20 protein-coding genes and 1 tRNA gene are annotated in these 23372 nt (G+C 51.7%); 19 read left to right on the top strand and 2 right to left on the bottom strand.

Going from position 1 to position 23372, the window contains the following annotated elements:
• Positions 1 to 1079, top strand: a 1079-nt coding sequence (locus tag EJQ19_RS19345; protein ID WP_206438451.1) for an S-layer homology domain-containing protein, incomplete at its 5' end; no start/stop codon positions are given.
• 894 nt (positions 1080 to 1973) lie between these two features.
• Here EJQ19_RS19345 and EJQ19_RS19350 read toward each other — a convergent pair.
• Positions 1974 to 2047: transfer RNA gene (locus EJQ19_RS19350), tRNA-Arg, on the bottom strand.
• Positions 2048 to 2201: 154 nt separating this feature from the next.
• Between EJQ19_RS19350 and EJQ19_RS19355 the strand changes: the two genes are divergently transcribed.
• The 6 genes from EJQ19_RS19355 (at position 2202) to EJQ19_RS19380 (ending at position 8789) form a co-directional block, all read left to right on the top strand.
• Positions 2202 to 3125 carry a hypothetical protein gene (locus EJQ19_RS19355; protein WP_126142884.1) on the top strand — a complete coding sequence of 308 codons (924 nt, stop codon included), beginning with the start codon at positions 2202 to 2204 and terminating at the stop codon, positions 3123 to 3125.
• A 123-nt stretch (positions 3126 to 3248) separates the two neighbouring features.
• Positions 3249 to 4550 carry a trigger factor gene (gene tig / locus EJQ19_RS19360; protein ID WP_126142885.1) on the top strand — a complete coding sequence of 434 codons (1302 nt, stop codon included), beginning with the start codon at positions 3249 to 3251 and terminating at the stop codon, positions 4548 to 4550.
• Between the two features lie 202 nt (positions 4551 to 4752).
• Entirely contained in the window at positions 4753 to 5343 is a 591-nt protein-coding gene (gene clpP, locus EJQ19_RS19365; RefSeq protein WP_126142886.1) for an ATP-dependent Clp endopeptidase proteolytic subunit ClpP, read from the top strand.
• 12 nt (positions 5344 to 5355) lie between these two features.
• A complete protein-coding gene (gene clpX, locus EJQ19_RS19370) occupies positions 5356 to 6624 on the top strand; it encodes an ATP-dependent protease ATP-binding subunit ClpX (protein ID WP_126142887.1) in 1269 nt (422 codons plus the stop codon).
• Between the two features lie 99 nt (positions 6625 to 6723).
• On the top strand, positions 6724 to 7821 hold the full coding sequence (gene ispG, locus EJQ19_RS19375) for a flavodoxin-dependent (E)-4-hydroxy-3-methylbut-2-enyl-diphosphate synthase (RefSeq protein ID WP_126142888.1): 1098 nt from the start codon (positions 6724 to 6726) through the stop codon (positions 7819 to 7821).
• Positions 7822 to 7967: 146 nt separating this feature from the next.
• Positions 7968 to 8789 (top strand): divergent polysaccharide deacetylase family protein, encoded by an 822-nt coding sequence (locus EJQ19_RS19380; RefSeq protein WP_241242988.1) that lies wholly within the window; start codon positions 7968 to 7970, stop codon positions 8787 to 8789.
• 1 nt (position 8790) lies between these two features.
• Here the strand turns inward: EJQ19_RS19380 and EJQ19_RS19385 are convergent, their stop codons facing one another.
• Positions 8791 to 9468 (bottom strand): N-acetylmuramoyl-L-alanine amidase family protein, encoded by a 678-nt coding sequence (locus EJQ19_RS19385; protein ID WP_164716634.1) that lies wholly within the window; start codon positions 9466 to 9468, stop codon positions 8791 to 8793.
• 167 nt (positions 9469 to 9635) lie between these two features.
• On the opposite strand from EJQ19_RS19385, the gene lonB reads away from it, so the two are divergent.
• From lonB to hemB, 12 genes are all read left to right on the top strand, one after another.
• On the top strand, positions 9636 to 11363 hold the full coding sequence (gene lonB / locus EJQ19_RS19390) for an ATP-dependent protease LonB (protein WP_126142890.1): 1728 nt from the start codon (positions 9636 to 9638) through the stop codon (positions 11361 to 11363).
• A 94-nt stretch (positions 11364 to 11457) separates the two neighbouring features.
• Positions 11458 to 13809: an endopeptidase La gene (gene lon, locus EJQ19_RS19395; protein WP_126142891.1), complete on the top strand. Its 2352-nt coding sequence runs from the start codon at positions 11458 to 11460 to the stop codon at positions 13807 to 13809.
• A 26-nt stretch (positions 13810 to 13835) separates the two neighbouring features.
• A complete protein-coding gene (gene yihA / locus EJQ19_RS19400) occupies positions 13836 to 14501 on the top strand; it encodes a ribosome biogenesis GTP-binding protein YihA/YsxC (protein WP_126142892.1) in 666 nt (221 codons plus the stop codon).
• Positions 14502 to 14766: 265 nt separating this feature from the next.
• A complete protein-coding gene (locus tag EJQ19_RS19405) occupies positions 14767 to 15357 on the top strand; it encodes a non-ribosomal peptide synthetase module (RefSeq protein WP_126142893.1) in 591 nt (196 codons plus the stop codon).
• A 308-nt stretch (positions 15358 to 15665) separates the two neighbouring features.
• Entirely contained in the window at positions 15666 to 16073 is a 408-nt protein-coding gene (gene speD / locus EJQ19_RS19410) for an adenosylmethionine decarboxylase (RefSeq protein WP_126142894.1), read from the top strand.
• Positions 16074 to 16175: 102 nt separating this feature from the next.
• On the top strand, positions 16176 to 16715 hold the full coding sequence (locus EJQ19_RS19415; protein ID WP_126142895.1) for a hypothetical protein: 540 nt from the start codon (positions 16176 to 16178) through the stop codon (positions 16713 to 16715).
• A 148-nt stretch (positions 16716 to 16863) separates the two neighbouring features.
• Positions 16864 to 18267 carry a glutamyl-tRNA reductase gene (gene hemA / locus EJQ19_RS19420; protein ID WP_126142896.1) on the top strand — a complete coding sequence of 468 codons (1404 nt, stop codon included), beginning with the start codon at positions 16864 to 16866 and terminating at the stop codon, positions 18265 to 18267.
• A 31-nt stretch (positions 18268 to 18298) separates the two neighbouring features.
• Entirely contained in the window at positions 18299 to 19129 is an 831-nt protein-coding gene (gene ccsA / locus EJQ19_RS19425; protein WP_126142897.1) for a cytochrome c biogenesis protein CcsA, read from the top strand.
• Positions 19126 to 19854, top strand: coding sequence for a precorrin-2 dehydrogenase/sirohydrochlorin ferrochelatase family protein (locus EJQ19_RS19430; RefSeq protein WP_164716635.1), 729 nt, complete (start codon positions 19126 to 19128; stop codon positions 19852 to 19854). Before ccsA ends, EJQ19_RS19430 begins: the two co-directional genes overlap by 4 nt.
• Before the next feature lie 14 nt (positions 19855 to 19868).
• Entirely contained in the window at positions 19869 to 20816 is a 948-nt protein-coding gene (gene hemC / locus EJQ19_RS19435) for a hydroxymethylbilane synthase (protein WP_126142899.1), read from the top strand.
• A 5-nt stretch (positions 20817 to 20821) separates the two neighbouring features.
• Positions 20822 to 22384, top strand: coding sequence for a uroporphyrinogen-III C-methyltransferase (gene cobA / locus EJQ19_RS19440; RefSeq protein ID WP_126142900.1), 1563 nt, complete (start codon positions 20822 to 20824; stop codon positions 22382 to 22384).
• Complete coding sequence (gene hemB / locus EJQ19_RS19445) at positions 22362 to 23354, top strand: porphobilinogen synthase (RefSeq protein WP_126142901.1); 993 nt, start codon at positions 22362 to 22364, stop codon at positions 23352 to 23354. Before cobA ends, hemB begins: the two co-directional genes overlap by 23 nt.
• Positions 23355 to 23372: the final 18 nt, after the last annotated feature.

Below are 23372 nucleotides of genomic sequence, written 5' to 3' on the forward strand. Positions count from 1 at the left end.
AGATTGCTGCTGGCGGAGAAGCTGCAATCAAGGTCGGAGGAGACCTTGTGATCTGGACGAAACATTTTACCCTGTTCGCCAGCTATACGCCGGTTGCGCCTGCGCAGAATTCCGGCGGGGGCAGCGGCGCTCCGGTTAACTCCGGATCGATTTCGGCGGCTAGCGGTGGCACGATTACCCTGAACGGCGTCAAAATTGATTTGCCCGCGGGAGCGGGGGAGGGCATCATTCAGGTAACTGTCAGCAAACTGAGCGACGCTTCTCTGCTGCCTGCTGACCGGGCACGGCAATTGGCAGGCGACATTTACGAGATTACGAAGAGCAAGGAAGGCGATTTTAACAAGCCGGCTGTTATCACGCTGCCTTTTGACAAGGCTAAAGTGAACTTTGAGAAATCGACGATCAGTCTTTACTGGTTGGACGGATCAAAGAAGCAATGGGTACAGTTGAGCAATGTGAAGGTAGATGCGGAGAAAGGGAACGTTTCCGGGGCATGGACTCATTTTGGCAAATTCGCTGTATTGGCTTCGGACAAAGTGAAAAGCGAGCAACCGGTCGCGGCCGATTTGACCGACCTTCAAGGACACTGGGCCGAAGCCAGCGTGCGGGAATTGGTGAAACGAGGCGCGATCAACGGCTACCCGGACAACACGTTTAAGCCGGAAAGTCCGATTACGAGAGCCGAATTTGTGTCCGTGATTGTTAAAGCCTTTCATTTTCAGGCCAAAGCCGGCACAAGCTTCGCCGATACGAAAGATCATTGGGCGAAAGAGGCGATTGCGACAGCCGCAGCGCTTGGTGTTGTGACAGGTTACGACGACAATACCTTCGGGCCCGATGCCCAAATAACCCGTGAGCAAATGGCCGTCATCGTGGTTCGTGCAGCCAGCTTGCAGGCGGCGTCCGGCAGCGTCAGCTTCTCGGATAGCGGAGCTATATCTGATTGGGCGCGTGCGGCAATGGCAACGGCTGTGGCCACAGGTTTGATCGGCGGCTATGAAGATGGGACGGTCAAACCGCAGGCGGATACGACGCGCGCGGAGGCGGCGACTATTATTCTGCGGGCTTTGCAGTCTTAATTGCATCATTTAGGTGGTACGGATCGACTGATGGGTCAAACGTATTGTTAACTTTAGTCGACAAAGGGAAGAGATTCCGGGAATCTAGATCCTATATAATTTAACTGACTTTAGGGTGTGAACTCGGTATTGTACCGGGGTCATGCCCTTTCGTCGTGCCTGAATACCGGAGGTATATTGTTAAAGATCGTTCTTTCCTAAATAAGCGTCAGTCTCGCTGAACTGCCAAAGCCTGCGATTAAGCAGGCATTTCCCGAAAAAACGGCATGCTCAGCAAAATACCTGCAAAAGGGCAGTTTTTTGGGCGGGCATTGCGCAAAAGGAGGACTTTCACCCAAAATGCCTGCTTTATCGCAGGCATTTCATCGAAGCGCAAGGGGGATGAGGGAGATTCCTGCCTTTTTGCAGGCATTGTTTCCGGTCCTCTCGTTTCTATTCCCAAGAGCCGCGTGAAAAAGTTCGGTTAAGTGAGCCCTCCACAGTCGAAAACTCCCGTATTCCGACTGCTCGTCGCAGTGTATGGTTTTAAATCATTCATCCTCTCGCGTAAGTTGGCTGTCTCTCCCACGTAACGATCTTTCCGTCAAGATTTCAGATCACATAGATACCTGAAAGCTTTGGGACATCCGTGGCCCATGCAGTTGTTCTATAGAAGTGAATGCGAGGGCAGTTGGCTAATTGACTTTCGACATTGGTACAAAGCCGATCAAACTCGTTCTGTGGCAACATCCTACCCCCTCCAAGTCAATGCAAATACTATTCGTTCAAATGTTGTTGTCATCCTGTTGTCCTAAATCGGACAAGAGGGCACCTGTGGGTAGTATTCATCGTACATCCTATATCCCCGAACAACAAAAAACCGCGCAACCGCGCGGTTTTTTTGTACTTCCGTTACGTCCCAGGAGGGATTCGAACCCCCGACCGCACGCTTAGAAGGCGTGTGCTCTATCCAGCTGAGCTACTGAGACATCTATCACTTCTTACCTCCCAGCACCAGGGCTGCTTGGCGAAGCAAGAGTTAATATATCACAAGGAGGAAAATGAAGTCAACTCCCTCTTTAAAAATTTTGCAATCCCTTAGGGGATCAAGTAAACTGACAGGAGCAGGTTTACCGGAACGAGGTGAAAAGCATAACGGAATCATCGAAAAACAACGTAATTTTATTTCCAAAGACTGCGCAGTATTACGAGGAAGAGCTGGCGAGGCTGCTGCGGAAAGAACAATACAGCGATGCGATGCAACTGCTCGCCTACTTGCTGCAATTCCCGGGAGTGGATCCCGTGAAGCAAGAGCAGTGGGGAGCGCTTCAGCAGTGGCTGCTGACCATGTTTCCGGAAGTGGCGTTTCCGCAAAGTGAGTCGCTAGAGGAAGAGGCCGGCGAAATCGAGTCGGATTTCGTCCGGCAGGCGATCCGCGAGAAATCGGCCGTCGACCAAGGCGAATTCACAGCCAAGCTGCAGCAGATGCTGGTGCAAGGAACGCTCGAGCAGCAGGTAAACGCGCTGGAGCAGATGGCTTTTCTCGATCAACCCGAGCTTGGCCCTTTTGTGACGGGATGGCTGACGGAACGGCCGCGGCATCCCCATATTCAGTTCAAGGCGTTGCAAACGCTTCGAAGGATCGGGGAGCAGGGGACGATCGCGCTGCCGAAGAACGGGCAGCAGGTGCTGCTCGATATCGAGGATACGCCGATTTCCCCGGAGGATTTTCCATCCCGGATTCGTGATATGATTCGCAGGATCGGAGACATTAGTGAAATAAGCCAGCCTGATTTTGTGTACTTTGCCAGCCAGACGTGGCAAGAGTTTCTGGCTTATGCGTACGGCACTCCGCTGTATGCCGAACTGGCGCAGGCCGAAGAGAGCGCGGTGGACGTGTGGGCTTCGGCGCTTCATATTATTTTGCAGGAGAAGCTGTTCGGGATGTCGGTACGGGAGGAGCTCCTTGACAATTATGGGATCGTGGACGGGATGACTTTGCCCTGGAAACGGGCGTACAATACACTGCAAGCGTTTGTAAAGCAGTTCAGCCCCGACCCGGGATGACTCAGAATATCCTGCCAGGCTACTGTCTTGAAATGAAAAAGTTATATGTTATAATAGAGTGGTTATAATGAGCATAACGTGAAAATATATGTCATGGTACATTTTTGGAGGGGAAGGCATAAAATGAAAGCAAGTTGGGAAAAAATAGAGAAGAACGTTGGCGTTCTTGAAGTGGAAGTTGGCGCGGAGCGAGTTGCGGATGCACTCGACAAAGCGTTCAAGAAAATCGTAGCGCGTGTAAACGTGCCAGGTTTCCGTAAAGGGAAAGTGCCTCGTTCGATCTTTGAAGCTAAATTCGGCGTAGAAAGCTTGTACCAAGATGCGCTGGACATCATTTTGCCGGAAGTTTATGTACAAGCGGTGGAAGAAGCCAAGATTGAGCCTGTTGACCGCCCAGAGGTTGACGTAGAGCAGTTCGGCAAAGGACAAGCTTTGAAATTCAAAGCGAAAGTGACTGTGAAGCCGGAAGTAACGCTTGGCGACTATAAAGGTGTTGAAGTCGAAGCGCAAAGCGCGGAAGTTACGGACGAAGAAGTAAACCAAGAGCTTGAGCGTCTGCAACAGCGCCATGCTGAACTGGTAGTTCTGGAAGAAGGACAAGCTGAGAACGGTGACGTTGTTGTCCTTGACTTCGAAGGCTTCGTTGATGAAGTTCCTTTCGAAGGCGGCAAAGCGGAGAAGTACTCGCTTGAGCTTGGTTCAGGTTCCTTCATCCCTGGCTTCGAAGAGCAGCTCGTAGGTCTTGGCAAAGGCGAAGAGAAAGACGTTAACGTTACTTTCCCTGAGAACTACCACTCCGAGGATCTGAAAGGCAAAGCGGCTGTGTTTAAAGTGAAAATTCACGACATCAAACGCAAAAACTTGCCTGCGCTGGACGATGAATTCGCGAAAGACGTCAGCGAGTTCGACACACTGGACGAGTACAAAGCTGAGCTGAAAACACGTCTTGGCGACCGCAAGAAGCAAGACGCTGAAGCGGCGCTGGAAGCGGCAGTTGTGGAGAAAGCAGCAGCTAACGCGGATGTAGAAATTCCTCAAGCTATGGTTGAGTCCGAGCTTGACATCATGGTGAAAGAGTTCGAAAGACGTCTTCGCTCCCAAGGCATGACGCTGGAGATCTACTACCAATTCTCCGGACAAAACGAAAGCGTGCTTAAAGATCAAATGAGAGAAGACGCGGCTAAGCGTGTTCGCAACAACCTTGTTCTTGAAGCTATCGCGGCTGCAGAAAACATCACAGTTTCCGACGAAGAAGTTGATGCGGAGCTTGAGAAATTTGCGCCATCCTATCAAAAAACGACAGCTGAGCTTCGCGAAATGTTCGCTTCCAACGGAAGCCTGGAAGGTCTGAGCAATGATCTTGTGATCAGAAAAACCGTAGACCTTCTGGTTCAAAATAGCAAGCATGTTTCCGCAGCTGTGTAAATAAGGTAAGTAAAGGCACGTACGTAAGCAACGTGCCTTTCTTTTACCCTAATTTACGAACGCAGCGCTTCCACAACATAAGCAAGACCCGCCATACATAGCTGATTTTCGAAAAAATGACTTTGCCGCGCAAACGTGATAAACTGTATGAGAAATCTCATAAAAAGAGAATTTGGCTATTGCCGCAAAAGGAGTTGGTACAATGAGTCTTATTCCTATGGTTGTTGAACAAGAGGCTCGTGGGGAACGTTCTTACGACATCTACTCGCGTTTACTAAAGGACCGCATCATCTTCATCGGAACGGCGATTGATGACGATGTGGCTAATTTGGTCATTGCCCAGCTGCTATTTCTGTCCGCCCAGGACCCGGAAAAGGATATTCACCTCTACATTAACTCACCAGGTGGGTCGGTTACTGCAGGTATGGGGATCTATGATACCATGCAGTTTATTAAGCCGGATGTTTCTACGATCTGCGTAGGCATGGCGGCAAGCATGGGTTCTCTGCTGCTTACAGCTGGGGCCAAAGGCAAGCGGTATGCGCTGCCGAATGCTGAAGTGATGATTCACCAACCGCTCGGTGGTGTGAGAGGTCAAGCGACCGACATTAAAATCCATGCGGATTGGATTATCAAGACGAAGAACAAGCTCAATCAGATCTATGTGGACCGCACAGGTCAACCGCTTGACAAAATTGAAAGAGACACCGACCGAGATAACTTTATGAGCGCTGAAGAAGCGAAAGCATACGGGTTAATCGACGAGGTTATCACTCGAAACGACTTGAAATAAAGGAGTGATCCCATGTTTAAATTTAACGATGAAAAAGGCCAACTCAAATGTTCCTTCTGCGGCAAATCCCAGGACCAAGTTCGTAAGCTGGTTGCCGGGCCGGGAGTTTACATTTGTGATGAATGTATAGAGCTTTGCACGGAAATTGTGGAAGAAGAACTGGGTCATGAAGAAGAGCTGGATCTGAAGGATGTGCCGAAGCCGCAAGAGATTCGCAACATTTTGGATCAATATGTCATTGGTCAAGATCAAGCGAAGAAATCCCTTGCCGTGGCGGTATACAACCACTACAAACGCATCAACTCCCAGAACAAACTGGAAGACGTTGAGCTGCAAAAGAGTAACATTGTGCTCGTAGGGCCAACAGGCAGCGGTAAAACGCTCCTTGCACAAACACTGGCCAAAATTTTGAATGTCCCGTTCGCGATTGCTGATGCTACATCACTGACCGAAGCCGGTTATGTTGGGGAAGACGTGGAGAACATCCTGCTCAAGCTTATTCAGGCTGCCGACTACGATGTGGAAAAAGCGGAACGCGGCATTATCTATATCGACGAGATCGATAAAGTAGCCCGCAAGTCGGAGAACCCGTCAATTACCCGCGACGTATCCGGTGAAGGCGTGCAGCAAGCATTGCTCAAAATCCTGGAAGGTACAGTCGCTTCCGTTCCACCGCAAGGCGGACGCAAGCACCCGCATCAGGAGTTTATCCAAATCGATACGACGAACATTTTGTTTATTTGCGGCGGTGCTTTTGACGGCCTTGAGCAAATTATTAAGCGTAGAATCGGTAAAAAAGTGATTGGCTTCTCTACGGATGGCACGAAAATGGATCTGAAACCTGGCGAATACTTGTCTATGTCTTTGCCGGAAGATCTCCTGAAATTCGGCTTGATTCCGGAATTCGTCGGCCGTTTGCCGGTCATTTCCACCCTGGAGCCGCTGGATGAAGCAGCGCTTGTGCGTATTCTTTCCGAACCGAAGAACGCACTCGTGAAACAGTACCAGAAGTTGCTGGAAATGGATAACGTTACGCTGCAGTTCGAGCCGGAAGCGCTTGACGCGATTGCTAAAGAAGCGATCAAACGCAATACAGGCGCCCGCGGTCTGCGTGCAATCATCGAAAGCATCATGCTGGACGTGATGTTCGAGGTGCCTTCAAGAACGGACGTTTCCACGTGTGTGGTATCCAAGGAAACCGTTCAGAACAAAATTTCACCTGTCTTGACAGCTAAGGACGGTGCGCAGGCTTCCTCCAAGAAGAAGGAAGAAAGCGCCTAACCTTTCAATTTCATCAACCATCATGCAGCCTCCAATCCGGTTCTCTTCTATAGGGAATTGGAGCGGAGGATGTTTGGTGTCATGGGGAGAGAAACCAAAATGTTCCATAGAAGAGACACAAGACCCGTCCGTGTCGGCGATCTGACGATTGGCGGCAGCAACGAAGTCATCATGCAAAGCATGTGTACGACGAAGACAGCGGACGTTAAGGCGACAGTGGCGGAGATTCTCCGTTTGGAAGAGGCCGGCTGTCAAATCGTGCGAGTCACGGTGAACAATAAGGAAGCTGCCGAAGCGATCAAAGAAATCAAAAAGCAGATTCATATACCGCTCGTTTCGGATATTCATTTCGACTATCGGCTGGCGCTTGCCGCGATCGAGAACGGGATTGATAAGGTCCGGATCAACCCAGGCAATATCGGCCGACGTGATAAGGTAGAGGCGGTTGTCAAGGCGTGCAAAGAACGCGGCATTCCGATTCGGATTGGCGTCAACGCAGGCTCGCTGGAAAATCATTTGCTGGAGAAGTACGGCTATCCGACGGCTGAAGCGATGGTGGAAAGCGCCCTTTTCCACATTAACATTTTGGAAGAGCTGGACTTCCACGACATCATCGTTTCGCTCAAAGCGTCGGACGTGCCGATGGCGATTGCCGCCTACTCCCAAGCAGCCAAAGCGTTTAATTATCCGCTGCACCTCGGTATTACTGAGGCAGGCACGCTCTTCACCGGCGCGGTGAAAAGCGCGGCAGGCATCGGTACGCTGCTCAATATGGGCATTGGTAATACGCTGCGTATTTCACTTAGCGCGGACCCAGTCGAAGAGATCAAAGTCGCCAGAGAGCTGCTTAAAACGTTCGGCCTTATTACCAACGCCGCAACACTTGTCTCCTGCCCAACTTGCGGTCGTCTGGACATCGACTTGTTCTCGATTGCAAATGAAGTCGAGGAATATATCGCGAAAATCAAGGTACCGATCAAAGTCTCAGTACTCGGCTGCGCCGTTAACGGCCCTGGCGAGGCGCGTGAGGCTGACATCGGCATCGCCGGTGCCCGCGGTGAAGGCATGTTGTTCCGCTATGGGGAAATGATCCGCAAAGTGCCGGAAGCCGAGCTTCTGAGCGAGCTGAAGAAGGAGATCGACAGCATCGTCACGGCTTATGAGGAAACAGGCGTCATTCCCGGCCGTAAACACTAAACGAAAACCGTTACCATCCGATCCCGGGTGGTAACGGTTTTTTTACATATTTAAGGCGCATCCGACGCATAATGAATCTAGCTGAAAAAAATGGAAGCCATAACGACCATTTCACAGCGCTCTTACGCGATCAGGAGGCGTCTCACATGAAGACAACACGAATCAATACGTTAGTTCGTTCGATGGCTTTTACGGCAATTGCAGGCGTTATGCTGCTGGCTACGCCGCTCAATATGAAGGCGAAGGGACCGGAATTTCCTGCGCCGGGTGGGACAGGTTCAGAACCGCAAGGTGCACCGGGCAAAAAGATCGCCATCGTCATCGACGACTTTGGCAATAACATGGACGGCACGGCAGAAATGTTGAAGCTGCCGATTCCTTTTACCGCGGCGGTGATGCCGTTCCTGCCGTCGACGAAGCAGGATGCCCAGTTGGCGCATGACCGCGGGCTGGACGTGATTCTCCACCTGCCGATGGAGCCGGTGCGGGGAAAGAAGAGTTGGCTGGGCCCCGGCGCCATCACAACGGATTTGTCCGACGCCGAAATTCATAAGCGGATCGTCGCGGCCATTGAAGATGTGCCATATGCTATCGGCATCAATAATCATATGGGCTCCAAGGCGACCGCAGACGAGCGCGTGATGCGGATTCTCGTAGATATTTGCAAGGAGCGCGGACTTCTTTTGCTCGACAGCCGAACCACACCCAAAAGCGTGATCGGCAAGCTGGCCGAAGCCAAAGGAGTTCCTCATGTAGGCAATCAATTGTTTTTCGATGATCTCTATACGTACAGTCACATCAGTAAACAGATGACGAAGCTGAAAAAGCTCATTCACGATAAGGATAGCGTAATTGCCATCGGACATGTCGGCCCGCCGGGCAAGAAAACCGCGCAAGTCATTAAAGAAGCGATTCCTGCGATTCAAAAGGAAGCGACGTTTGTTCCCATTTCTCAAATGGTAAAATAAGTTATTTCGGATGCGTCATGGACATGTATTGTTCCACGGCATGGGTAATCGCTTTGGCTAACTTTGTTTGAAAGTGGCTGTCGTTCAACAGCTTTCGATCCTTGCTATTGGACAGGAAGCCGAGCTCAACGATAACGGAAGGGCATTTCGTGTTTCGCAGCACGTAGTATTTTTTACCGAGCACGGGAAGCTCTTCCGTTTCATACACTTGGTTCAACGCATCTTGCAGCAGGGACGCCAGCAAAATGCTTTCCGACTGGTTCTGGTAAATGACGAGCGGGCCGCGAACGTATGGCTTTCTGGACCAGTTGATGTGTAGGCTTAGCATCATGCGTGGCTGCAGTGTATTCGCGAGTCCTACGCGCTGGGCGAGATCTTTGCGGTGCCGGCCGCCGTAGGACCACGTGTTGTCGTCGCTTAAAGCGTAATCCTCGGTACGGTTGATCATGACACGGAAGCCCCTTTTGCGAAGGGCTTTATATGTTTTTTTGGCAATTGCTAGATTCATAGCTTTCTCTTCGTATTTCCCGAACATCGTTCCGCTGTCGATGCCACCGTGCCCCACATCAAGGAGGACGTCGGCGCTCGGCAGCAAAGGATCTGAATTCGCCATCGCTTGCGACGTAGAAGCACCGACAATCATCATAAGAAGAACTGTGAGTAATGCAAATCGTTTCAAGCCGGCCCACATCCTTTTGCATAAAAATCTACCCTTATCCTTCTTCGATTCGGGCCCTTCCATACGCCAGGCAAAAGTTTGCTTGAATTGGATTAACCTGCATTTCCGCGGGAATACTGGAAGTTATAAGCTTTTCTGACGACGAAAGTTTCAAGGAGGTTAGCACGATGAGTTTGAGTATAATATTGATGGTTATTCAAGTGTTTTTCGCGGTTGTGATCGGGTTGTATTTCTGGAATTTGCTGCGCAATCAACAATCCAATCGGTCTGCTGTCGATAGAGAATCCAGGAAAGAATTGGAGAAGCTGAGAAAGCTGCGCTCCATTTCGCTGACCAAGCCACTGTCGGAGAAAACAAGACCTTCCTCGATGCAGGATATTGTAGGGCAGGTAGAGGGATTGAAGGCCCTAAAAGCCGCGCTGTGCGGTCCTAACCCGCAGCACGTCATCATTTACGGACCTCCGGGTGTCGGTAAGACGGCAGCGGCACGCGTTGTGCTGGAGGAAGCGAAGAAGAACGACGAATCGCCGTTCCGTCCGGATTCCAAGTTCACAGAAATCGATGCGACGACCGCCCGGTTTGACGAACGTGGCATTGCGGATCCGCTGATCGGTTCGGTCCACGATCCGATTTATCAAGGGGCTGGCGCGATGGGCGTTGCCGGCATTCCGCAGCCGAAGCCGGGCGCAGTGACGAAGGCGCACGGCGGCATCTTGTTTATCGACGAAATCGGTGAATTGCACCCTACACAAATGAACAAATTATTAAAGGTGCTGGAAGACCGCAAGGTATTTCTAGAGAGCGCCTATTACAGCTCGGAGGATGCGAACATTCCCGGGTATATTCACGACATTTTTCAAAACGGCCTGCCGGCCGATTTCCGTTTGGTAGGCGCCACGACGCGCACGCCGAGCGAAATTCCGCCTGCGATCCGCTCGCGGTGCATGGAAATCTTTTTCCGTCCGCTGCTGCCTGGCGAGGTCGGTGAAATTGCAAGAAAGGCGCTCGACAAGATCGGGTTCAAAAAATGTGAGGACGCCGTACAGGTTGTCACCAAATATGCGACAAATGGACGTGAAGCCGTTAACGTGATTCAACTGGCAGCAGGTCTTGCGCTGACGGACAAACGCAACGAAATTACGGCAGCCGATGTAGAGTGGGTTGTCAACTCGTCGCAAATTCCGCCGCGCCCGGACCGCAAAGTGCCGGCACAGCCGCAAATCGGTTTCGTCAACGGTCTTGCCGTGTACGGTCCTAACCTCGGAACGCTGCTCGAAATCGAAGTCAGCGCCATTCCCGCTGCCGTTCCGGGTGCAGGCATTTTCAACATCACGGGCGTTGTCGATGAAGAAGAAATGGGCGGGGGCTCCCGTACGATTCGCAGAAAGAGCATGGCGCGTGGTTCTGTAGAAAACGTGCTGACCGTGCTGCGCAAATTGGGGTTCAACACATCGGACTATGACCTCCACATCAATTTCCCAGGCGGTGTGCCCATTGACGGTCCTTCTGCGGGCATCTCCATGGCGACGGCGATCGCTTCGGCCATTCAACGTATCCCTGTGGATAATAAGCTTGCGATGACTGGGGAAATGAGCATTCACGGCAAAGTGAAGCCGGTTGGCGGTGTTGTAGCGAAAGTGGAGGCGGCGTTCCAAGCTGGTGCGACTCGGGTCATTATTCCGAAGGAGAACTGGCAGGCGCTCTTCGAGGATCTGCCGGGGGTTCAAGTGTACGCGGCCGAAACGATTGAAGAAGTGCTAAGTGTAGCCCTGGGCCTTGAATTGCAAGAGAACGTGATTCCAATTCCGCTTGCGCCGGAGAGAGGTCTGGCTTCATCTGCTCTGCCGATTTTGCATGCCAACCCGCAAAGCATCGATGCCAATAAAGGGATGTAAGAAGTTAACACCTGATGTAAGGTGCAAATTGGTGTTTTGCGGTTAGTTTTGTTAAAATGTAAAGGCAACAAGAGGAAAAATGGAGGTGCAGAGGATGGGACCTGGAAAAATCAAGGTGCGCAGATTGCCGCTATTGCCTCTTAGGGGACTACTTGTCTATCCAAGCATGGTCCTACATCTTGATGTAGGAAGGGAAAAGTCGGTTAAAGCACTCGAACGGGCGATGGTAGATGACAGCATGATTCTCCTCTGCTCTCAATCGGAGATCAACATAGAAGAACCAACTACAGAGGATATTTACCGGATCGGCACGATTGCTAAAGTAAGACAAATGCTCAAGCTTCCGAACGGTACGATCCGTGTGCTGGTTGAAGGTGTGCTGCGCGCGGAAATCGTGGATTATTTGTCTAACGACGAATATTACGAGGTGACGGCGAAGGAGCTTCCAGAGCAGGATACGACAGATCCTGAAATCGATGCGCTCATGCGTACGGTGCTTAATCAGTTCGAGCATTACATCAATTTATCCAAAAAAGTAACGCCGGAGACGCTCGCCGCGGTTTCGGATATCGATGAGCCGGGCCGTCTGGCGGACGTCATCTGCAGTCATTTGTCGCTGAAAATCAAGGATAAACAGGAGATTCTCGAAACGGTCGACGTGCGCGAGCGCTTGGAGAAAATGCTGAACATCTTGAATAACGAGCGAGAAGTGCTCGAGTTGGAGCGTAAAATCTCCCAACGCGTCAAAAAGCAAATGGAAAAGACGCAGAAGGAATACTACCTCCGCGAGCAGATGAAGGCCATTCAGAAGGAGCTTGGCGATAAAGAAGGCCGAGCAGGCGAGGCGGATGAGCTGCGTAGCCAACTGGCCGAAGCGGAGCTGCCTGAGAAGGTAAAGGAGAAAGTCGAGAAAGAAATCGACCGTCTGGAGAAAATGCCGGCAACCTCGGCGGAGGGCGGCATCATTCGCAACTACATCGATTGGCTGCTCGGCCTTCCGTGGAATAAGGAAACGGCTGACGATCTTGATCTCGATAAGGCAGAAGAGATTTTGAACGAAGACCATTTCGGACTGGAGAAGCCGAAAGAGCGCGTCCTGGAATACTTGGCCGTGCAGAAGCTCGTGCAGAAGCTCAAAGGCCCGATTCTTTGCCTTGTTGGCCCGCCTGGGGTCGGGAAAACGTCGATTGCGCGTTCCATCGCGCGTTCCTTGAACAGGCAATTCGTGCGCATTTCACTCGGCGGCGTTCGGGATGAAGCCGAGATTCGAGGTCATCGCCGCACCTATGTCGGTGCGATGCCTGGGCGCATTATTCAGGGGATGAAAAATGCTGGAGCAAGCAATCCCGTATTCCTTCTGGATGAAATCGACAAAATGGCGATGGATTTCCGGGGAGACCCGGCGGCCGCACTGCTTGAGGTTCTGGATCCGGAGCAAAACAGCACTTTTAGCGATCATTTTATAGAAGTACCTTATGATTTGTCTAAGGTCATGTTCGTCACTACGGCGAATGCCGTACACAATATCCCGCGGCCCTTGCTGGATCGTATGGAGGTTCTCTATATTCCGGGCTACACCGAAATCGAGAAGCTCCAGATCGCGAAAAAATATTTGCTGCCAAAGCAAAAACGCGATCACGGGCTCCAGGATGACCAGCTCGTTGTCGATGAAGGCGCCTTGATGAAAATCGTGCGTGAGTACACGCGGGAAGCCGGGGTCCGGAATTTGGAGCAGCAGGTAGCGGGGATTAACCGGAAGGCTGCGAAAAAAATCGTATCCGACCCTTCCGAGCCTGTGCATGTCACTGAGGACAATCTGAAGGATTTCCTCGGTCCTGTGAAGTTTAAATACAACGTGGCCGAAGACAAGGATCAGGTTGGCGCCGTGACGGGTCTTGCTTGGACGGAGGTTGGCGGCGACACGCTCGTGATCGAAGTCACGGTCATGCCGGGTACCGGCAAGCTAACGCTAACCGGCAAGCTTGGCGACGTGATGAAGGAATCAGCACAAGCGGCATTCAGCTATACGCGCTCACGGGCGGATGTGATTGGCATTCCGGCGGACTTCCACGAGAAGAATGACATTCACATTCATATCCCGGAAGGCGCGATTCCGAAAGATGGTCCGTCGGCGGGCATTACGATGGCAACGGCGCTGATCTCAGCATTAACGGATATCCCTGTTTCCCGCCATGTGGCGATGACAGGCGAGATTACACTGCGCGGCCGCGTGCTGCCGATCGGCGGTCTGAAAGAAAAATCGCTGGCCGCGCACCGAGCAGGCATCAAAACGGTTTTACTGCCGCAAGACAACGAAAAGGACCTTGTCGATGTGCCGGAGAGCGTACGTGAAGCCATGACGTTCATTCCGGTTTCGCACATGGATCAGGTGCTGGAACACGCATTGGTTCGGAATCGGCCAGGGGCGCCAGTAGGTACCGCTTAAATAAGCTTTTGGAAAGAGTTGAAATCATGAAAGTCAATCAAGCTGAATTCATTATCAGCGCGGTTGGACCTAGTCAATATCCTGAGGACGCCTTGCCGGAGATTGCTCTGGCAGGGCGTTCGAATGTCGGGAAATCCTCGTTGATCAACTGTTTGATCTCGCGGAAGAACTTGGCCAGAACAAGCTCCCAACCGGGCAAAACGCAAACGCTCAATTATTATAAAGTGAATCAGGACTTATACTTCGTCGATCTCCCGGGTTACGGCTACGCCAAGGTGTCCAAGACCAAGCGCGAAGAGTGGGGGAAGTTTATCGAAGGTTATTTGCTGAACCGGGAACCGCTGATGTTGGTCATGCAGCTCGTTGACCTCAGACATCCGCCGACCAAAGACGATATCGCCATGTATGAGTGGCTTCTCCATATGGGAGTGCCCGTGCAAGTGGTTGCGACGAAGGCGGATAAGATTCCGAAAACCCAATGGCCTAAGCATTTAAAAGTTGTGCGTGAGACCCTTGGCATGCCGAAAGGCGTGCAGCCGCTGCTCTTTTCGTCCGAATTGAAGCTCGGAAAAGATGAATTATGGAGCATTCTCGAGCAAGCGATCGGATACGGCGCAAGCGAAGAGTCCGAGGAAACAGTGTCGGTCGAGGGTGAAACTCCAAAAACCGAAGCTGGTACTTCCGCGGAATAAGAATAAGCAAGCCGTCTTGCCAAGCGCAAGGCGGTTTTTATCTCTTCAGGAGTTAACTCTGAATGAGGGAGCATTTCACAAAGAACCCTACAGGAAAGCGAGGTTTTTAAGGGAAAGTGAAGCGCCATTCGAGCTTTCTCCGGTTTTTTCAGAATATTTGGCGGATTATCATGAATGGAAGGCAGGAATATTCGCCAGCCGTGTAGTATAATATAAAACAAGGTAAAGAGTTTATGGCTTGAAAACAAAGAATCGAGGGATTTTTATGGCACAAAGGTTAGCGACTGAATATGTCAAAACCTGCCTCCAGTTAACAGAAGCCGAGATGTTGAAGTTTTTTCAAATGTTTGTCGATCATCAGTTGGCGCTTCAGGTCAAAGTTTTGGAAAACGGGAACCAAGAGGTTGTTTTTCAAGATGGCGCCGACGGTCAAGAGATCGTCCTCTCATTTGAGAAAAAATCGGGCCTTTACGAGTGCACAGGATCCTGCAGATTAAGCAACACGAAACTAGCAAATTTAATGCGCAAGGCTGTCTCGGATTTCAAAGGAAGCGCAATTGTGAACCGCATCTATTCGGCGTATACCATGGTGTATACGTATGCGCATGGCACTGTTGTGAAAATTGAAGAGATAAAAGGTCAGCGCGTCACAGTTATTTATGAGCATAAAGACACGATTGGCCTATTGCAGCAACTGTTCAATCGCCAGGAAATTGAACAAGAAATTGAGATGATCCATGATCAGATCAATCATTTGCTCGACGTGAGAAACATGCTGCAAGAGCCGCTAGAACATGAACAAGTCGACGTTCGTCTCAAGGAATTAACCCACCGGTTATTCGTCTTGGAGGCCTAATTATTCATAAATATGCATGCGATTGAAAGACCCATTTTTGGGTCTTTTTTTGTTGGGGAAGCACCAAACCTTCATTTTCACATAAGTTAGATATGGCGCAAACGTGACAGTTTAGCGGTGGCAAAAAAAAGTATTGCATTTATCGTCGATAGATGTTATTTTTAATCTCGTTGAAAACAATATAGGAACCAGGATTCACTCAGGACATTGAATGTTGCGAGAGATTATACCCTCGGGAAGTGAATGACGTAGGTCCTAGCGGATGAAATTTGTAAGACATTTTATTCCTAGGAAGGGGGAACCGAAAGATGGAAACTGAATACTCAACTTTCGGAAGACACGTTGCTATTGATACTTGGGGGGTAGATTTCGAACTTCTGAACAATGCAGAATGGCTGCAAGCTCAGATGGTTGAAGCTGCCGAGGTATGCGGAGCAACCGTATTATCTGTACAATCCAAGCAATTTGAACCACAAGGCGCAACAGTACTTGTTTTATTGTCCGAGAGTCATCTCTCCATTCACACGTATCCTGAGAGAGGATTTGCTGCACTTGACTGCTATACTTGCGGCGAGACTGTAGACCCTCAGTTAGCGATTGATTTCATGGTATCCGTATTGAAGCCAGAGAAATACTATGCGAAGAAATTGGTTCGCGGTATTGGCGAATTGCAAGTGGAAACTCCAGTCATCAAACAAGCAGAGCTTGTTAAATAAATAAGTTGTTTCATTTATAACCACGGAGAAATCCGTGGTTATTTGTTTGTCCCGTTACCCATACAATGTTACGAAGTCCATATAAGGTGGGGGATGGTAACGGTGTGGAAACAAAAATTGATGCGCAAAGCGATTCTCTATGGCGTTGTGCTGCTCCTTATTCTATGGCCGCTGTATTCCTTGAAGCAGATGCTGACACATCGCGGCGAGTCGCATGACGCCAATCATTTGCTTTTTCAAGTTTCCGTGTTTCAGATGGAAGTACTCAAAAACTATTTGGACGAAGCACCGCAAAGCAAAAGCACGCGCGATCTGGACGCCGTAAAGCAGGCGTTGTATTCGGCTTCCTACACGCACGATCGGCTTGTGCTAGCCGCAGGGGGAAGCGAAGAGCTGACAGGACTCAGCTTTGTGGATCAGCTTTCCCAGTTTGTGCAGCGGATGCAGCTTGGCGGAGCAAGGACGTTGAAGCCGGATGAAATTCAGACGTTGAAGGAGACGCGAGATCAGTACGACAAAATGTACGATATTTATGAGAAGCTGATGGCGTCGAACGGTGACATCGTTTCCTCGCAAAACGCCAAGCTGGCCGAGCTGGACGGCGCTTTAGCTGCTTTTTTAAGAAAAAAGGGGCTTCAATAAGAAGGAAATACAGGTATAGGCGAGGCTGCAGTCGTCAAAACTAACCATCAGAACGCATGCTTTCATAAATTAGTCAAAAAATTTGTCGGTTTCCCGAATTCACTGTGCTATAATAAGGCGTAGCTAAAAGGAAAGGCAGGTGGGAACGTTGCACATTATTGCAGTAGGGCTTAATTATCGGACGGCACCGGTTGAGATTCGTGAGAAGTTTGCATTCGCAGATGCGGATCTTCCGAAAGCAATTGCCGAACTGAAAGTAACGAAGAGCATACTCGAGTGTGTCATTGTCGCCACCTGTAATCGTACCGAGATTTACGCGGTGGTTGACCGCGCTCAACTGTGCAGTCACTATTTGATGCATTTTATTGAACGCTGGTTCGGGGTGCCGAAGGACCAATTTCAAAAGCATCTCTATCATTACGAGAATGAGAAAGCCGCCCAGCATTTGTTCCGCGTGACAAGCGGTCTGGACTCCATGGTGATCGGAGAAACACAGATCCTCGGTCAGGTGCGCGATGCTTTTTTCGCGTCCCAACAATTGAAAGCAACGGGCACTTATTTCAATACACTGTTTAAGCAGGCTATTACGCTCGCGAAAAAGGCGCATTCCGAAACGGACATCAGCAACAATCCGGTGTCGGTCAGTTATGCGGCCGTTGAGCTGGGCAAGCGGATTTTCGGATCCTATTTGAACAAAACGGTCATGATTATCGGTGCCGGCAAGATGAGCGAGTTGACCGTGAAACATCTGTATGCGAACGGCGCGAATAAGGTCATCGTTGTGAACCGTACGTTTGAACGTGCCCAGGAACTCGCGCACAAATTCCAGGGTGTGCCTTGCACGCTTGATGATATGCCGAAGTTTCTGCCGTCTGTCGATATTATCATTTCGTCGACCGGTGCTCCGGGCTATGTGCTGTCCAAGAGCGATATTCAAGCTTATGTGCAAAAAAGAAAATCTCGCCCGCTGTTCATGATGGATATTGCGGTGCCGCGCGACTTGGATCCGCAAATTTCCTCGCTGCCGAACGTGTTCCTTTACGATATCGACGATCTGGAGAACATCGTCGACAAGCATCTGCAAGAACGCCAGAAAGAAGCGGCGAAGATCGAAGTGATGATCGCCTCGGAATTGGCGGCCTTCGAGCAGTGGACGAAGACGCTGGGCGTTAGCCCTGTTATCAGCGCGCTGCAGACCAAAGCCAATAGCATTCATCAGGAAACGATGGATAATATGCTGAAGAAGCTGCCGGATTTGGACGAGCGTGAAATCAAGATTATTCGTAAATTTACGAAAAGTATCGTCAATCAAATGCTTCGCGACCCGATTCTGCGGGTCAAAGAAATGGCCGGCGAGCGCCATGGCGACGAAGCATTGGAGATGTTTACGCATATTTTTGCCTTGGAAGAAACACTTCGACAACAAGAAGAAGCAGATCAAATAGCTCAAGCGCTGGAATCCGCTCACAAAATAGCCGAGAATAAGCTGTCGCTCGAGGACAAGCTGTCCGTTCGCGGTTTACAAAATGCGGATCTAGTAACCCCATCTTGATAAGAGGCGCTAATCGCCTGGGAGAGGTGCCATGGTAACACGAAGCTGGTTGTTTGACGCGATGATTTATATGTATGCCCTGAGCCTGTTGTTTTACTTTTCGGATTTCGCAAGCGCGAACCGGAAGGCGAAACGGATGGGGACGGGGCTGCTTTTGTTTGTATGGGGTTTGCAGACGGCTTACCTTGCAGCCTCACTTTACAATCACTTGACGGAATGGGCCTTTATGAGGTCGGACGTGCTGTTCATGTTCTCTTGGGTCATCGTGACCGTGTCGCTGATTGTGAACCGGTTTTTCCGGATTGAGTTGTTCGTGTTTTTTGTCAATGTGCTGGGCTTTGCGATTCTGGCGTTAAATATATTCGGCAATCCCAATGTCCAGCCAATCAATTCGGGTTGGGACATCAACGACGAGCTCTTATTCATTCATATTTCACTCGCCATTGGCAGTTATGCCGCCTTTTCGTTTGCTGCCATTTTCTCCGGGATGTACGTTTTTCTACATAAAAGCCTGAAGGCAAAAAAGTTCTCGCAAACTGTGATGAGGCTTCCTTCGCTTGAAAAGATTGAGTCCTACACGTACTTGTCGGTCATCATTGGCGCTCCTCTGCTGCTGTTGGCGCTGAGCCTTGGCATCGTTTGGGTGCTCCTGGAAGGCAACTCGGATTTGCTATACGATGCCAAAGTGATCAATTCGTTTTTCGTGCTGGCAGCTTACGCCTTCTATTTGTTTCAAAGAGTGTCGATGCGGATCTCCGGCAATAAACTCGCCGTTTGGAATTTGGCTGCGTTCTGCATCGTCGTCTTGAACTTTGTCGTATCGAATCTCGTATCCGGCTTTCACGGATGGATATGGGATTGACCGAACCGCGGCGCTGGCAGCATCCGTACCCGATTATGGCGAGTTTAACGGGGAGCCGATGTCTGGTCATTGGCGGCGGTCAAGTGGCCGAACGGAAGGTGCGTTCGCTGCTGAACGCCGGCGCTCATGTAACCGTGATTGCGGCGGAATTTTCAGAAGGCCTTGCAGGGCTGTCTGGCGTCGTGCTGCGCAGAGAGACTTTCAATGTGCAGACACTCGATGAGGCCGGCGTTTATTTGCTGCTGGTGGCGGCGACGAACGACAAGGAAGTGAATGCCCGCATCGCAAGGTATGCCATGGAGCGCAGCATGCTCATCAATGTGGTCGATCAGCCGGAGCTGAGCACTTTCATTATGCCCTCGGTCGTTCGCCGAGGCAAGCTGGTCATCGCCGTTTCAACGGCCGGCGCGAGCCCATCAGCAGCACGTAGAATCGTCAAAGAGATTGATGCCGCCTACGGTGAGGAATATGAGATGTATTTGGATTTTTTAAGTCGAGTTCGCTTGCTGGTTCAGGAGCGGGTCACGAATAAAGAAGCAAGACAAAAGCTGTTCAAGGAGATGTTGGACTGGGACTTGCTCGGCATGATCCGGCAAGGCGATTTTGGCGGCTGGTCGGAGGTTTTTTATCAAGCGTTAGAGCAACAGCCCTGGATGAGTGGACAGGGGGAGGCGAAAGAGGCGCCTTCGTGGGCGTTTCTCGCTGCAATCGGATGGCATGCTTAGGAGGCAAGGAGATCATGAGAACGATTATTGTAGGCACAAGGCAAAGTGCACTGGCGTTAACGCAGACAGGACAAGCCGTAGAGTTGCTCAAACAGCTTGCAGAGAAGCACGGCATTGCTTGCCAATTTGAGATCAAGAAAATTGTCACCAAAGGCGACCGCATTCTGGACGTGACACTGTCCAAGGTGGGCGGTAAAGGCTTGTTCGTGAAGGAAATCGAACAGGCGCTCACGGACGGCGAGATCGACATCGCCGTGCACAGCATGAAGGATATGCCTTTCGAACTGCCGGAAGGGCTTGTCATCGGCGCGATCCCGGAGCGCGAGGACCCGCGCGATGCGCTCATTACCCGCGGCGCGAAAAGCCTGGACGACCTGCCGCAGGGCGCGCTCGTCGGCACGAGCTCGCTGCGTCGGAGCTCGCAGCTGCAGCATGTGCGTCCCGACCTGCGGATCGAGTCGCTCCGCGGCAACATCGATTCGAGGCTGCGCAAGCTCGATGAAGAGAACTTCGATGCGATACTGCTCGCTGCCGCCGGTTTACACCGGATCGGCTGGAGGGATCGCATCACGGCGTATCTGCCGCCGGAGCAGTGCCTCCCTGCCGTAGGTCAGGGTGCGCTCTGCATCGAGTGCCGCGGCAGCGACGACTTTGTGCTGGACTTGCTGGGCAAGTTCCAGCATGAACCGACCGCGCTTGCGGTGCGCGCCGAGCGGGCGTTCCTCGGCAGGCTCAATGGAGGCTGCCAGGTGCCCCTCGGCGCTTACGCGAGCGTAAGCGCGGCCGGCGGAGAAGCCGAAGCGCCGGAGCTGACGCTGACCGGCATGGTCGGCTCGCCGGACGGCGCCGTCATGCTCAAGGAGACGGCATCCGGGAGCGATCCGGAGGCGCTGGGCCGGCTTGTCGCAGACAAGCTGATTGCGCAGGGAGCGGAACGTATCCTAAACGAAGCGAGGACGTGAGGGCTGTGAACAAGGGGAGAGTATTTCTGGTCGGTGCGGGGCCGGGAGATCCGAAGCTGATTTCCGTTCGGGGGATGGAGGCGATTCAGCGGGCGGACGTGATCGTGTACGACCGTTTGGCGAATCCGCGGTTGCTGAAGCACCGCAGGCCAGAGGCCGAGCTGATTTTTGTCGGCAAACTGCCGGACAAGCATATTCTGAAGCAGGAAGAAATCAGCCAACTGCTGCTGGATCTTGCGCTGCAAGGCAAAGTGGTCACACGCCTCAAAGGCGGCGATCCAAGCGTGTTCGGCCGCGTCGGCGAAGAGGCCGAGCTGCTGGCGGAGCACGGGGTTACGTTTGACATCATTCCAGGGATTACCTCTTCCATTGCGGTACCTGCGTATGCGGGGATTCCCGTGACGCACCGCGATTTTACATCGTCCGTGGCGATCGTGACCGGACATGAATATCCGAACAAGACCTACTCCAGCCTGAACTGGGATCATTTGGCCAAAGCGATAGGCACAATGGTGTTCCTTATGGGCGTAGCGAATCTGGAGCAAATTTGCCGGGAGTTGATTCGCTGCGGCAAGCCGGCGGACATGCCGGTAGCGCTCGTGCGCTGGGGCACTTGGGCTGACCAGGCGACGATTACGGGGACGCTGGGGGACATTGTGGAAAAAGTTCGCGCCGCGGACTTTAAATCGCCCGCGGTGATCATCGTCGGCGAAGTCGTCAAGCTGCGTGAGAAACTGGCTTGGGTGGAGAAGAAGCCGCTGTTCGGCCGACGGATTATGGTTACGCGCGCCAGAAGTCAGGCTAGCGAATTGGTAGATCTGATCGACGACTTGGGCGGTGAGCCGGTCGAGTTTCCGGTCATCCGCATGCAGCCGCCAACCAAGCCGGAGGTGGTTGCGGCGCTCGACGCTGCGCTGGCGCGATTGCCGGAGTTTGACTGGGTCATCCTGACCAGCGTTAACGGCGTCGAGTATTTCTTCCGCAGCCTGCGGGAACGGGGCATTGATATCCGTAAGCTAGGCGGCGCCCGCATCGTGGCGGTCGGCCCGAAAACGGCCGAAGCACTCGCGGAGCGCGGGATTATCGCCGATGTGATTCCCGCCAAATTTCAAGGCGAAGGCATTCTTGAGGCGCTGGAAGCCGAGCTGCGGGCCGGTCAGAAGGCACTGCTGCCGACGGCGGACCTCGCCCGCGATTATTTGCCTAAGCGGCTAGGCGAGCTGGGGCTTTCAGTGACCGAAGTCGACATCTACGAGAATGTTCTGAGCGTCGACGACGGAGACGAGCTGCTGCAGCTTTTGACAACGCAAAGCATTCATATCATTACTTTTACCAGTTCCTCGACCGTTACGAATTTATTTGAAGCGCTGCGCCAACTCGGGGTGGAAGATCCGCTCTCGCTGCTGCAAGGTGTGGAAATTGCTTGTATTGGTCCGAAAACGGCGGAGACAGCCGCCAAGGCTGGCCTGCCGATTACTTATATGGCCGAGGAAGCGACAGTTGCTTCGCTCGTGCACAGCATGATTCAAGGAGGCGGAATGCATCATGAGTTTTCCAATCGTACGTAACCGCCGGCTGCGCGGCAATGCAGCTATTCGCAATCTCGTTCGCGAGAATCAAGTGACGGTAAACGATGTTGTGCAGCCGATTTTTGTCACCCATGGTACGAACGTCAAATCGGAGATTGCATCGATGCCTGGTGTATACCACTGGTCGCTTGATCGCGTGAAGGAAGAATTGGACGAAATCGTAGGTCTTGGCATTCAAGCGATTTTGCTATTCGGCGTTCCGGATCATAAGGATGCCAAAGGCACATCCGCTTATATGGATGAAGGTATCGTACAGCAGGCTTGCCGTTACATCAAAGAGGTGTACCCGGATCTGCTGATTATTGCCGACACTTGCTTGTGTCAATTCACAGATACCGGCCATTGCGGCGTAATTCACCATCATCCGATGACAGGCGCTGCCGATGTGGCGAACGATCCTTCGCTGGAGCTGTTGGTTCGCACAGCGGTATCTCAGGCCAAGGCAGGTGCGGACATTATCGCACCGTCCAACATGATGGACGGCTATGTGCAAGCGATCCGTTCGGGCCTTGACGAGGCCGGTTACGAGAACACGCCGATTATGGCGTACTCCGTGAAGTATGCGTCCGCCTACTATGGTCCGTTCCGTGACGCAGCCCACTCGACGCCGCAATTCGGTGACCGCAAAACGTATCAAATGGACCCGGCCAACGCCAGGGAAGCGCTGCGCGAAGCGGAATCCGATGTGATTGAAGGCGCAGATTTCCTCATGGTGAAACCGGCGCTGGCGTATATGGATATTCTTCGCACGCTGAAAGACAACTTCGATCTGCCGCTGGTGGCGTATAACGTCAGTGCAGAATATTCAATGGTGAAAGCGGCGGCAGCGAACGGCTGGCTGAACGAAGAAGCGATCGTCATGGAGACGATGACGGGCTTCAAGCGTGCCGGTGCCGACATTATTTTGACATATTTCGCCAAAGATATTGCTCGTTACCTGCAAAAATAATAGGCATGAGAACCATTC

The sequence above is a fragment of the Paenibacillus whitsoniae genome, from assembly GCF_003955665.1.
Lineage (GTDB): Bacteria > Bacillota > Bacilli > Paenibacillales > NBRC-103111 > Paenibacillus_E > Paenibacillus_E whitsoniae.